The 11,213-nt window shown below is 71.5% G+C and carries 13 protein-coding genes; 9 read left to right on the top strand and 4 right to left on the bottom strand.

Going from position 1 to position 11,213, the window contains the following annotated elements; translation table 11 throughout:
• Nucleotides 1–366: 366 nt before the first annotated feature.
• The 3 genes from ACZ5PB_RS27435 to ACZ5PB_RS27425 are packed head-to-tail and all read left to right on the top strand — an operon-like array spanning nt 367 to nt 3,461.
• On the top strand, nt 367–1,209 hold the full coding sequence (locus tag ACZ5PB_RS27435; RefSeq protein ID WP_468694550.1) for a mycofactocin-coupled SDR family oxidoreductase: 843 nt from the start codon (nt 367–369) through the stop codon (nt 1,207–1,209).
• A gap of 39 nt (nt 1,210–1,248) precedes the next feature.
• Nucleotides 1,249–2,904 (top strand): amidohydrolase, encoded by a 1,656-nt coding sequence (locus tag ACZ5PB_RS27430; RefSeq protein ID WP_468694548.1) that lies wholly within the window; start codon nt 1,249–1,251, stop codon nt 2,902–2,904.
• 32 nt (nt 2,905–2,936) lie between these two features.
• Nucleotides 2,937–3,461, top strand: coding sequence for a hypothetical protein (locus tag ACZ5PB_RS27425; protein ID WP_468694547.1), 525 nt, complete (start codon nt 2,937–2,939; stop codon nt 3,459–3,461).
• Here ACZ5PB_RS27425 and ACZ5PB_RS27420 read toward each other — a convergent pair.
• Nucleotides 3,421–4,224 (bottom strand): SDR family oxidoreductase, encoded by an 804-nt coding sequence (locus ACZ5PB_RS27420; RefSeq protein WP_468694545.1) that lies wholly within the window; start codon nt 4,222–4,224, stop codon nt 3,421–3,423. The two genes, ACZ5PB_RS27425 and ACZ5PB_RS27420, sit on opposite strands and share 41 nt — an antisense overlap.
• Nucleotides 4,225–4,336: 112 nt before the next feature.
• Here ACZ5PB_RS27420 and ACZ5PB_RS27415 point away from each other — a divergent pair, with 112 nt between their 5' ends.
• The gene (locus ACZ5PB_RS27415; protein ID WP_468694543.1) at nt 4,337–4,594 is read left to right on the top strand and encodes a hypothetical protein; all 258 of its coding nucleotides are present in this window, start codon (nt 4,337–4,339) and stop codon (nt 4,592–4,594) included.
• Between the two features lie 16 nt (nt 4,595–4,610).
• Here ACZ5PB_RS27415 and ACZ5PB_RS27410 read toward each other — a convergent pair whose 3' ends face one another.
• Nucleotides 4,611–5,177, bottom strand: a complete 567-nt coding sequence (locus ACZ5PB_RS27410) for a YciI family protein (RefSeq protein WP_468694541.1) — start codon at nt 5,175–5,177, stop codon at nt 4,611–4,613.
• A gap of 148 nt (nt 5,178–5,325) precedes the next feature.
• Here ACZ5PB_RS27410 and ACZ5PB_RS27405 point away from each other — a divergent pair, with 148 nt between their 5' ends.
• The 4 genes from ACZ5PB_RS27405 to ACZ5PB_RS27390 all read left to right on the top strand — a co-directional run bounded on the left by ACZ5PB_RS27405 (nt 5,326) and on the right by ACZ5PB_RS27390 (nt 9,302).
• On the top strand, nt 5,326–6,513 hold the full coding sequence (locus ACZ5PB_RS27405; RefSeq protein ID WP_468694539.1) for an NAD(P)H-dependent amine dehydrogenase family protein: 1,188 nt from the start codon (nt 5,326–5,328) through the stop codon (nt 6,511–6,513).
• Between the two features lie 59 nt (nt 6,514–6,572).
• Nucleotides 6,573–6,998 (top strand): carboxymuconolactone decarboxylase family protein, encoded by a 426-nt coding sequence (locus tag ACZ5PB_RS27400; RefSeq protein ID WP_468694585.1) that lies wholly within the window; start codon nt 6,573–6,575, stop codon nt 6,996–6,998.
• A gap of 114 nt (nt 6,999–7,112) precedes the next feature.
• Nucleotides 7,113–8,324: an RNA ligase gene (locus ACZ5PB_RS27395; RefSeq protein WP_468694537.1), complete on the top strand. Its 1,212-nt coding sequence runs from the start codon at nt 7,113–7,115 to the stop codon at nt 8,322–8,324.
• A 3-nt stretch (nt 8,325–8,327) separates the two neighbouring features.
• Nucleotides 8,328–9,302: a phosphatase domain-containing protein gene (locus tag ACZ5PB_RS27390; protein WP_468694535.1), complete on the top strand. Its 975-nt coding sequence runs from the start codon at nt 8,328–8,330 to the stop codon at nt 9,300–9,302.
• Nucleotides 9,303–9,359: 57 nt separating this feature from the next.
• Here ACZ5PB_RS27390 and ACZ5PB_RS27385 read toward each other — a convergent pair whose 3' ends face one another.
• Nucleotides 9,360–9,959: a PadR family transcriptional regulator gene (locus ACZ5PB_RS27385; RefSeq protein WP_468694533.1), complete on the bottom strand. Its 600-nt coding sequence runs from the start codon at nt 9,957–9,959 to the stop codon at nt 9,360–9,362.
• A gap of 171 nt (nt 9,960–10,130) precedes the next feature.
• Here ACZ5PB_RS27385 and ACZ5PB_RS27380 point away from each other — a divergent pair, with 171 nt between their 5' ends.
• Nucleotides 10,131–10,541 carry a nuclear transport factor 2 family protein gene (locus tag ACZ5PB_RS27380; RefSeq protein WP_468694532.1) on the top strand — a complete coding sequence of 137 codons (411 nt, stop codon included), beginning with the start codon at nt 10,131–10,133 and terminating at the stop codon, nt 10,539–10,541.
• A 57-nt stretch (nt 10,542–10,598) separates the two neighbouring features.
• Here ACZ5PB_RS27380 and ACZ5PB_RS27375 read toward each other — a convergent pair whose 3' ends face one another.
• Nucleotides 10,599–11,135 carry a hypothetical protein gene (locus ACZ5PB_RS27375; RefSeq protein ID WP_468694531.1) on the bottom strand — a complete coding sequence of 179 codons (537 nt, stop codon included), beginning with the start codon at nt 11,133–11,135 and terminating at the stop codon, nt 10,599–10,601.
• Between the last annotated feature and the right edge of the window lie 78 nt (nt 11,136–11,213).

Below are 11,213 nucleotides of genomic sequence, written 5' to 3'. Positions count from 1 at the left end.
CGCCCCGGGCCCCGGGGTGGCAGCCCGGTTGGGGTGGGTGGGGGAGGTGCGGGTGCGTCGTGGCTGGCCGCGCAGTTCCCCGCGCCCCTAAAGGGCGCACCCCCGCGCGAGGGTGGGTGGGTACGCGGTACCCCTGGGAGGAGGGCTGGTCGCGCTAGCGCGGTGGAGCCGCAGAGTGTCACAGCCCCGCACCCCTGAAGGCCGCGCCCGTGCGACGGCCGCCAACTCCCCCCGGTACACCGCAACTTCCCCACCCCTCCCGACCGGCCCGACGCCCCATTGCCACCCGTGCTCCCGCACTGCTATCCAGAGAGAGGTTCACCGACCGTGGCGCTTCCCGAGCAACCAGCAACCAGGAGCCACGAAATGCGCTTTGCGAAAGCTCAGGGACCGACGGGGCGGCTTGGCGGCAAGGTTGCCTTTGTTACCGGTGCGGCCGGAGGGCTCGGGCGCAGTCATGTGCGGCGGCTGGCGGAGGAGGGTGCCGATCTGGTCATCGTCGATATCTGCCAGCCGGTCGACACCGTTCCCTATCCGCTCTCGACGCCGGAGGAGTTGTACGACGCGGTCGAGGAGGTGGAGTCGCTGGGCCGCCGGGTCGTGGCGCGGCAGGCCGACGTACGCGACCGGGACGCGCTCCAGGAGGCGTACGACGCCGGGCTCGCCGAGTTCGGGCAGATCCATGTCGTCGTCGCCAACGCCGGCATCGCCCCCCTGCTGGTGAACGACCGGGTGGAGGCCTGGCACGACGCCATCGACGTCAACCTCTCCGGCACCTTCCACACCATCGAAGTGGCCATCCCCTCGATGATCGCCGCCGGGCGGGGCGGTTCGATTGTGATCGTGAATTCGACCGCCGGGCTGGTCGGTATCGGCGGCTCCAGCAACGGCGGTCTCGGGTACGCCGCCTCCAAGCACGGTGCGGTCGGGCTGATGCGTACGTACGCCAACAACCTCGCCCCGTACAGCATCAGGGTCAACGCGGTGCACCCCACCGGTGTGGCCACCCGTATGGTCGCCGATCCCGCCATCCTCGAATTCGTCGCCCGGGACCCCATGTTGTCGGGGACGTCGCCCAACGCCCTTCCCGTGGCCACCATCGAACCCGTCGACGTGGCGAACGCCGTCCTGTGGCTGGCCTCGGAGGAAGCCCGTTACGTCACCGGGGTCACGCTGCCGGTCGACGCCGGGTTCATCAACCGCCGTTGACCGCGAGTGACCGAGCGGCCGGCCGAGAGGTGGAGTGGCATGTCCGAACCGTACGCGGACACGATTCTGGTGGGCGGACAGGTCAGGACCCCGACGGGCTGGGCGCAGGGGCTCAGCGTGCGCGACGGTGTCATCGGCGCAGTCGGCGACGACTCCGAGGTGCTGCGCAGGCGCGGGCCCGGCACCCGGGTGGTGGAGCTGGCGGGCGACACCGTGCTGCCGGGACTGCACGACCTGCACGTGCACCCGATCTACGCCGGGGTCCGCGAGCGGCGCTGCAAGGTCCCGCAGGGGTCGAGCCTCGCCGCCACCCTCCGCATCGTCGCCGAGCACGTGTCGCGCGCCGCCCCCGGCGCCTGGGTCCTCGGCGGGCAGTGGGACGCGTCCGCGCTCGGCACGACCCCTGACCGGACCATGCTCGACGCCATCGCCCCCGACGTTCCGGTACTGCTGGAGGACACCAGCGGGCACAGCTCGTGGGCGAACAGCGCGGCCCTCCGCATCGCCGGGATCGGCCCCGGCACCCCCGACCCGGTGGGCGGCATCTTCGAACGCGACGCCGCCGGCAACCCGACCGGCATCCAGCGCGAGACCGCCGCCGAGCTCCTCGCCGCCTCCACCCCCAGGACGGCCGACGGAGAGGTGGAGGCGGCGCTGGAATGGGCCCTGGGGGAAATGCTCTCGTACGGGATCACTTCCTTCACCGAGGCGGCCGTCGGGTTCACCGCCGGGGCGCGCGCCGAACTGCTCGCCTACACCCGGCTCGCCGCACGCGGAGCCGTCAAGCAGCGGGTACGCCTGTGCCTGGTGTGGTCGCCGCACGACCCCGGCTGCGAGGACGTCATCGCCGCCCGGAACCTCTACGCGAGCAGCCACCTCACCCCCGACTGCGTGAAGATCTTCCTCGACGGCGTACCCACCGACAGCCACACGGCCGCGATGATCGAGCCGTACAGCGACACGGTGGCGGGCCGGGACCCCGAGTTCAGCAGGTACGGGCTGCTCGCGATCGAACCTGCCGTACTCGATCAACTGGTCACCCGCTTCGACCGGATGGGCATCACCGTCAAGTTCCACGCGGCCGGAGACGCGGCGGTCCGGGCGGCCCTGGACGCCATCGAGGCTGCGCGCGCGGCCAACGGGCACAGCCCGTACATGCACAACGTCGGACACTGCACCTTCGTGTCGAAGGCCGACCTGCTGCGCGCGACCAGGATCGGCGCGACGTTCGAGGTCTCCCCCTACCTCTGGCGGCCCTCCCCCATCTGCTCGGACATCACCGCCGCCGTCGGCCGGGAGGCGGTCGAACGGGCCTGGCCGGTACGGGAGATGCTCGAAGCCCGCGCGCTGGTCGTGGCGGGGTCGGACTGGTGCGTCGTACCGTCGGTGAACCCGTGGTCCGCCATCGAGTCGCTCGTGACGCGGCAGGAGCCGGGCGGCAGCGCGGAGTCGTTCGGGAAGTCCCAGGCCATCACGCTGGAGCAGGCCTTCGACCTGTTCACGGTCAATGCCGCACGCCAGGAGGGCATGGCGAACCGCGTCGGCCGCATCGAGCCGGGCATGCTCGCCGACGTGGTGGTGGTCGACCGGAACCCCTTCGAGGTGCCGATCACCCAGGTCCACGCGACGGAGGTGAGGATGACGTTCATCGAGGGCGAAACGGTTTTCGAAGCGGGGGCGGGCCGTCCGGGCTGACGGGTGAGTGGTGGATGACAGACTCGGGTCCCATGAGCATGGGGATCTCCGGTTTCGAGCCGTCCTTCCTGGTCGGGGCCGCCGCGGTACGGCAGGCCCACGGGGCGCGCCTGGCGGCGCTCGTCGGCAGGCGGCTGACCGGTTTCGCCCTGGTGCGGTTCGCCGAGGACGGGGACTGGTTCGCTGATTGCCCTATCGTGCTGGACTTCGACGGCGTCCGGGTGGAGGTCTGCCACTCGAAGCTGGACGAACTCTCGATCGGCTGGTCCACGATCGACACCGAGGCGCCCGTCACCGGCTGGGAGTGGTTCGAGCTCACGCCCCGGTGGTCGCACGAGGACGTACGTGTCGAACCGTTCGTCGGCCGGGAACTGCGCGAGGTCAGGCTCACCGAATGGCGGTCGTCGGCCGAGCACGACCTCGCGACGGGCACGGTGGCGGTGGAGTTCGTCTTCGACAACGACTTCCTGCGGATCGCCAACGGTCTCGACGAGAACCTCGTCGAGACCGGTGCGGCTACGCGAGGCCGCCGTTGCTCATCAGCAGCTGACCGTTGATCCACTCGCCCTCCCTGGAACACAGGAAGTCCACGAGGTGCGCGGTGTCCCGTGGAGTGCCCAGTCGGCCGAGCGGGGTGTCGCGGACCAGGTGTTCCCGGACCTCCTCGGGCATCCAGCCGGTGTCGACCGGGCCCGGGTTGATCGCGTTGGCGGTCAACCCGAGGTGGGCGAGTTCGTGGGCGGCAGCCAGGGTGATGCGGTCCAGGGCTCCCTTGCTGGCGCCGTAGGGCAGGTTGCCGACGGTGTGGTCGCTGGTGAGGCTGACGATCCGGCCGGTTCCCCGTTCGGCGGCGAACCGGCGTCCGAACTCGCGGATGAGCAGCCAGGTGGCGCGCGCGTTGACGGCAAAGTGCCGGTCGAAGCTCTCGACGGTGGTGTCGAGCAGCCCGGAATCGACGGATTCGCAATGGCACATTACGAGCGCGGTGACTCCGCCCATCCGCTGTTCAACCTCGTCGAAGACGCGTGCCGGGGTGTCAGGGTCGGCCAGGTCCGCTTCGATCGCGGTGCTGGACGCGCCGTGTTCGGCCAGGGAGCGGCTGATCTCTTCGGCCGCGCCGGGCTCGGCGCCCCAGCTCATCCGGGCGTCGTACGGGGTCCAGTAGGTGAAGGCGATGTCCCAGCCCGACTCGGCCAGTCGACGAGCGATGCCCGCGCCGATGCCGACGGTGCGGCCCACCCCGGTGATCAGTGCGAGCGGACGACCTGCCGAACTGCCTTGCGCGCGAGCCGACTTGTCATGATCGGTGTACGTGGTCACGGGCCGGAATGGTTCACGACCGACGCCGTGGGGTCAATCCCTTTCCTGCGTACGAGCCGTACGACCGCGACCAACCCGCACCCGACCGCCTGAACGACCTCTGGTCGGCACTGTGCCACCAGGGCAGCGTCGCCTCGGCGAGGAGTACGAGGTCTCCTGCCCCCACTGTCCGGGGACCCACGTGGTGACCGGCCCGCTGCACCCGGCGGACCCCGCCGTCCTGGACGGCGTCGCGGTCCGCCTGCACGGACTGGCGCTCGCGGACGGCCACGAGTCGGTGGCGCACGCGTTGACGTGCGCCTTCGGCGAAGCGGGCTGCCCGGACTGCGGGACGGCCTTCCCCGTGGCCCATGCGGTCCGGGCGCGCTGAGCAGCCGGGCGGGGGCTCAGGTGCGGCGGCCGCCGAACTCCCACTCGTGGACCTCGATCTCGGCGTACCGGTCCTGGGTGAGCACGGCGCGGGCCGCGTTCTTGTCGGGGGCCTGGACCAGTAGGGCAGTGCCGAGCCACGTTTCGCCGTCGTCGGACAGCAGCGGCCCGTACGCGATCAGGTGGTCCCGTACGTCGTCGGGAGTGGCGTCGGGTACCTCCGCGCCGACCGGCTCCGCCTCGCCGAAGCCGAGCACCAGGTAGCGGTTGCCGCCGGTCCGGTCGGCGGGGAAGTCCCACATGGTGCGGCCCAGGAGGTTGCGCCAGCGGCGCAGCAGTACGTCCCGGTAGACGCCCGCCTGGTAGTTCGGCTCGTCGAAGGCGAACGCGCGGGCGGCGGCCGGGTCCGGGAGGTCGGCGATGTGCACGCTGCCGGTGGGGGTCTCGCCGTCCTCGGCGAAGGTGGGACCGCGTGCGATGAGCTCCTTGGCGTACTGGTCCATGTAGGCCCAGTGGGCTTCGAGGAGTTGGCCGCGCAGGGGGACGGAGCCGGGGCGGTCACGGTGGTACGCGAGGAATTCCATGATCGGAGCCTCTCCCGGGAGGGGGCGGCTGCCAACCCTAAACCTAAACTTGACCCTTAGTCCGGCTGGTCCGGCCCCTCCGCCAGGACCGCGATACACCCCCTCCCCGCTATGGGAAACCCACGCCCCCCGCGCTACCCTCCGCCGCATGATTTCCACGGTTGTCTGGGGAACAGGCAATGTGGGACGCGCGGCGATCCGTGCCGTCGACGCCCATCCGGAGCTCGATCTGACGTCCGTACTGGTGCACAGCCCCGGCAAGGTGGGCCGTGACGCCGCCGCACTCGCCGGGCTCGAAGGCGAGCTGGGGGTGCGCGCCACCGACGACATCGACGCGGTGCTCGCCGCCCGGCCGCGCGCGGTGGTGTACGCCGCGTCCGGGGACATCCGCCCCGACGAGGCGCTCGCCGATGTCGCCCGGGCATTGCGGGCGGGAGCCGTCGTGGTCACCCCCGCTCTCTACGCCCTCTACGACCAGCGCAGCGCCCCGCCGGAGCTGCGCGAACCCCTGCTGGCGGCGGCCCTGGAGGGCGGCGGCGCCCTCTTCGTCTCCGGCATCGACCCGGGCTGGGGCAACGACGCCCTGCCCCTCCTGCTCAGCGGCGTCGGCAGCGTGGTCGACACCATCCGCTGCCAGGAGGTCTTCGACTACTCGACGTACGACCAGCCCGACGCGGTACGCGACCTCATCGGCATGGGGCACCCCATGGAGTACCAGCCGCTGATGCTCGCCGAGACCGTCCCCACCATGATCTGGGGCGGCCAACTCCGCCTGATGGCAAGGGGGTTGGGCGTGGAGCTGGAGGAGATACGCGAGACGATGGAGCGCCGCCCCCTGGCGGGCACGGTGCGCACCCGCACGATGGGCGAGTTCGAGGCGGGCACGCAGGGCGCGGTGCGCTTCGAGGTGCAGGGCATCGTCGGCGGCGTGCCGCGCCTGGTCATCGAGCACGTCACCCGTGTCCACCCGTCCTGCGCGACGGACTGGCCGCTGCCGCCCGACGGCGGGGCCGGGGCGCACCGGGTGATCGTCGAGGGCCGTCCGCGCATCGAGCTGACGCTCACCGCGGACGACGAGGACGAGAACCGTTCGGCGGGCGGCAACGCCGTCGCGGTCGGCCGGCTGGTCAACGCGATCGACTGGCTGGCCGAGGCGAAGCCGGGGCTGTACGACGCGCTGGACGTGCCCGTACGACCGGCGTTCGGCAGGCTGGGCGGCGCGGGGCGCGCGGGGCGCGCGGGCCGCGCGGGCGGTACGGGCCCCGCGGGCGGTACGGGCCCCGCGGGCCGCGCCGAGGGACCCCGTACCCACACCGGAGACGACGGAGGCGCGTGACCGTGACCCACATCGACATCCCCGAGGGCAAGGAACCGATCAGCTACGTCTGGGGCGAGATGGTCCCCGGCATCGGCCCGGCCGCCGCGGACCTCTCCCTCGCGGTGTACGCGCACACCACGCTCGGGCTGCGCGAGTTCGAGGCGGCGCGGCTGCGGATCGCGCAGATCAACGGGTGCCTGTTCTGCCTGGACTGGCGCACCGACCGGGACGGCGAGAAGGTCGAGGACGACTTCGCCGACGCGGTGAGCGGGTGGCGTACGACGGAGGCGTTCGACGTGCGTACGCGGCTGGCGGCCGAGTACGCGGAGCGGTACGCGCTCGACCACGAGGGCATCGACGAGGACTTCTGGGCGCGGATCCACCGGAGCTACAGCCAGGCGGAGATCGTCGAGCTGACGATGTGTCTGGGTTCGTGGCTGGCCTTCGGCCGCCTCAACCGGGTGCTGGGGCTCGACACGATCTGCGTGCTCCCGGGACATTGACCGAGGACTGACCGAGGACTGACCGAGGCAGGGCGGGCCCCGGTCCGCACAAAACCACTGTCCTGAACACGCTCCCCCCGGAAGAATGGAGGCACAGCAACCAGGAGTGGACCCATGAACCCGACGTCCCGCATGCCCCTCGACACCCTCTTCTCCGCCGCCGACCTCGCGAAGGCGGTCGAAACCGGCCACCTGTCGCGCCGGACGCACCCCTCGCTGCCGCTGTCCATCTACGCGTACACGCGCAGCTGCCAGTACGAGCAGGCGTGGTCCGAGGTGACGCTGCGGTGCCGGGGTCTCGTGGTGGATGACGAGCGCGGGGATGTGGTGGCGCTCCCGCTGCCGAAGTTCTTCAACGTGTCCGAGCACGCGGCGGGCCGCCCGTACGCGGGCGCGCTGCCGGACGAGCCGTTCGAGGTGTACGACAAGGTCGACGGCAGCCTGGGCATCGTCTTCCACTACGACGGCCGCTGGCACGTCGCGTCCAAGGGCTCCTTCACGAGCGAGCAGGCGACCTGGGCGCAGCGCCGCCTGGACGCCCGCGACACGACGGCGCTCGTCCCCGGCACCACGTACCTGATGGAGATCCTCTACCCGGAGAACCGCATCGTCGTCGACTACGGCGACCGCCGCGACCTGGTGCTCCTCGCCGCCTTCGGGGCGGACGGGGCGGAAGTGCCGCTGGCGGAAGCCGGTGCGGGGTGGGGCGGGATCGGTTCGGTGGTGCGGGTGTGGCCCGCCATGCCCTTCGACGAGCTCCTCTCCCTGACCACCTCCAACACGCTGCCCGGCGGCGCCGCCGCGACCGGCACCGACGCCGAGGGCTTCGTGCTGCGCTTCGCGTCCGGGGTACGGGCGAAGGCCAAGATCGCCGAGTACGTACGGCTGCACAAGGTGCTCACGGGCGTCACCGAACGCGACATCTGGACGCGGTACGGAATCCAGCGCTTCGCGGACGCCGGCCACCCGGCCAAGCAGATCGCGCAGGCGGTCGGCTGCTCCCCGGCCGAGGCGGCGGCCGGACGTCCGCTGGACGATCTCCTGGAGCAGGTCCCGGACGAGTTCGACGCCTGGGTGCGCAAGGTGATCGCCGGGCTGGAGGGCGCGGCGGCGGACCGGGAGCGGGCGATCGACGCCGCGTATGCGACGATCGCCGGGCTCGGGGGCGACCGGGCCGCGTTCGCCCGTGCCGCGCAGGAGTTGAAGGACCGGGAGCTGCGGTCCGCGATGTTCCTGCGGCTGGAGGGGCGGCCGACCGATCTCATGGTGTGGCGGTCCCTGAAGCCGGTGGCCGCAGACCCGTTCAAGACCGATGAGGACAGCTGAACCATGCCCGTACCCACTCCGACCACTCCCGACGCCACCCCCACTCCTCCCCCGCTCCCCACCGTCCACGTGATGACCGGCCTGCCCGCCTCCGGCAAGACGACGGCGGCGCGCGAGCTCCAGGCCGGGTCCGGCGGCCGGATGCGCCGGGTCAACCTCGACGACCTGCGGGCGATGCTGGACATCCCGGCGCGGGAGGGCGAGGAGCGCACCCGTTCGTACGCCCACGAGCAGACGGTCCTCGCGACGCAGGACGCGGCGGTCCGGGCGGCCGTCGACGGCGGTTTCGACGTGGTCGTCGACAACACCCACCTCACGCAGCACATCCCCAAGCGGCTGAAGGCTGCGGTCGCGGGGCACGCGGTGTTCGTGGTGCACGACTTCACCGACGTACCGCTGGAGGAGTGCGTACGCCGGGACGCGGCACGCACCCCGCAGGTCGGCGAGGAGATCATCCGGATACTGGCCGACAAGCACGCGAAGGCGCGGAAGGGCGGCTGGCGGCTCACCGCGGACTGGCTCAACGACCAGCCCCCGGTGACCCCTTACACGCCCGACCCGACGCTCCCCTCGGCGGTCATGTGCGACATCGACGGCACGCTCGCGCTGACCGGCGACCGTGGCCCGTACGACTTCTCGCGCTGCGGCACCGACCTGCTCAACCCCTCGGTGCGCGACGCCCTGCACGCCTTCCGGGGCACCCACGGCGACACCCTGGTCCTGCTCTCCGGCCGCAGCGAGGACTTCCGCGAGCAGACGGAGGAGTGGCTGACCCGCCACGAGGTCCCGTACGACGAACTGTGGATGCGCCCCTCCCGCGACCAGCGCCGCGACGACATCGTCAAGGCGGAACTCTTCGACAAGCACGTCCGCGACCGCTTCGCCGTCCGCGTCTCCCTGGACGACCGCGACCGCGTGGTGGAACTGTGGCGCCGCATGGGCCTGCCGACGTGGCAGGTCAACTATGGCGCGTTCTGACACGCCCGCACCACCACCGACGGGCGGAACCCCACCGGCTGACCTGATGCGCGGCTATTACTGAGGCGCGGCGGGCGGGGCGGCGGGGGCGGTCTCGCTGCCCGCCGCCCGGGCGGCGAGGATGCGCAGGGCGGTTCGGCCCCACCGGATGTTCTCGCGTTCGAAGGCCATTCCGCGCTGGAGCGTGAGGTACGGGCCGATGCGCGGGGCTTCGGCGTAGTACTGGTCCTCGGTGCGGCCGTCCAGGAGGGCGGTGCGCAGTCGTTCGTAGCGGGCGAGTTTGGCCTTGGCCCAGTCCATGCGTTCGGCGATGGCCGCGCGGACCGCCGTGGGGTCTCCGGCGTCGATGCTCTGGACCTTGACGAGGAGTTCGTCACGGACGGCCGTCGGTTTGCCGGGGAGTTCGGTGGTGTACGCGTGCACGACCGCGAGGCCGTCCTCCGTGAGGGAGAAGAGGCGCTTGTCGGGCCGCCGCTCCTGGCGCACCACCCGGGCGGCGATGAGCCCGTCGGCCTCCATCCGCTCCAGCTCGCGGTAGAGCTGCTGCGGGGTGGCCATCCAGAAGTTGGCGACGGAGGCGTCGAAGCTCTTGGCGAGGTCGTACCCGGACGCCTCGCCCTCCAGAAGGGCCGCCATCACGGCGTTACGGAGTGCCATCCGGGCACCGTAACACCCCTCCCCCTACCCAAAAAGTTGCCCATGCGGCCAACGGCCACCCCTGGACAACCTCCCCCCTCTCCACGAATACTCACCGACACGCACCTACTCAACTAATTGAGTAGCCCGCGCCAGCCCGTGCCAGCTCGCCCCAACCCCCGGGAGCCCTCCATGCACCCCTTCCGCAAGGCCGTCGAGGACCGCGACGAGGCCGCCATCAGCGCGCTGCTGGCCGAGAACGTCGTCTTCACGAGCCCGGTCGCGTTCAAGCCGTACACGGGCAGGCCGATCACGGCCGCGATCCTGCGCGGAGTGATGCGGGTCTTCGAGGACTTCACCTACGTCCGCGAGATCGCGAACCCGGACGGCCGCGACCACGCCTTCGTGTTCACCGCGAAGGTCGCGGGCCGGCAGATCGACGGCTGCGACTTCCTGCACTTCGACGAGGACGGCAGGATCGACGAATTCACGGTCATGGTGCGCCCGTTGACCGCCGCACAGGCACTGTCCGAGGCGATGGGGAAGGAGTTCGAAAGGATCGGGGCGGAGGCGGCGGCCGACGCGGAGGGAGTGTCCCGGTAGAAGGTGTCGGTAGAAGGTGTCCCTCGGCGGGTCAGGTCGGGCCCGCTCAGGTCCCGGTCAGGTTCCGCTCAGGGGTGACGTCCATGCCCCGTTGTGCCACGGGCCGCTCGTCAGGCCCGCGAGCAGTCCTCGTACCGCGCGCGGAACATCGACCGACGGGACGCCGACCGCCGTCAGCGCGGCGGTGATCCGGGACGCCGCCTCCTCCTCGGGCAGTTCCGCGTCCCTGAGGACGGGCAGCAGGAGCAGGAGGCGGGCGGCGGGGTCCGTGACGCCCTCCGGGGCCGGCGGTGCATCGGTGAGGGCCACGATGTCCCGCCAGGTCAGGCCCGGTCCCGGAAGTGCCCCTTCCAGGCCGGCGATCCGGCGGGGGTCGCCCTCCCGGTCCGCCCGTACGACGAGGTGGTCGACGTCGTGGTCGTCGGGCAGGTTGTGGAAGACGGCCACCACCCCGGGCCCGTCCCCGGCGAGCACCCGGAACACCGGCCAGGCCTCGGAGTCCATGAGCACCTCGGCCAGCGCGTCGGCATCGGCCCCGTCCTCGCCGAACCACTCGGGAGCGGGGGGGTCGGGGCCCCGCTCCCCCCCCCCCACCCACCACAAAGCGGTTGACCAGAAAACCCACCCCGTGATCAAGAGTTTCCCCCCCCCCCCCGGGGAGTACATTTCCCC

The organism is Streptomyces sp. NPDC032721 (assembly GCF_055579625.1).
The sequence above is the reverse complement of the archived record's forward strand: the minus strand, read 5'-3'. Positions and strand labels throughout refer to the sequence as shown.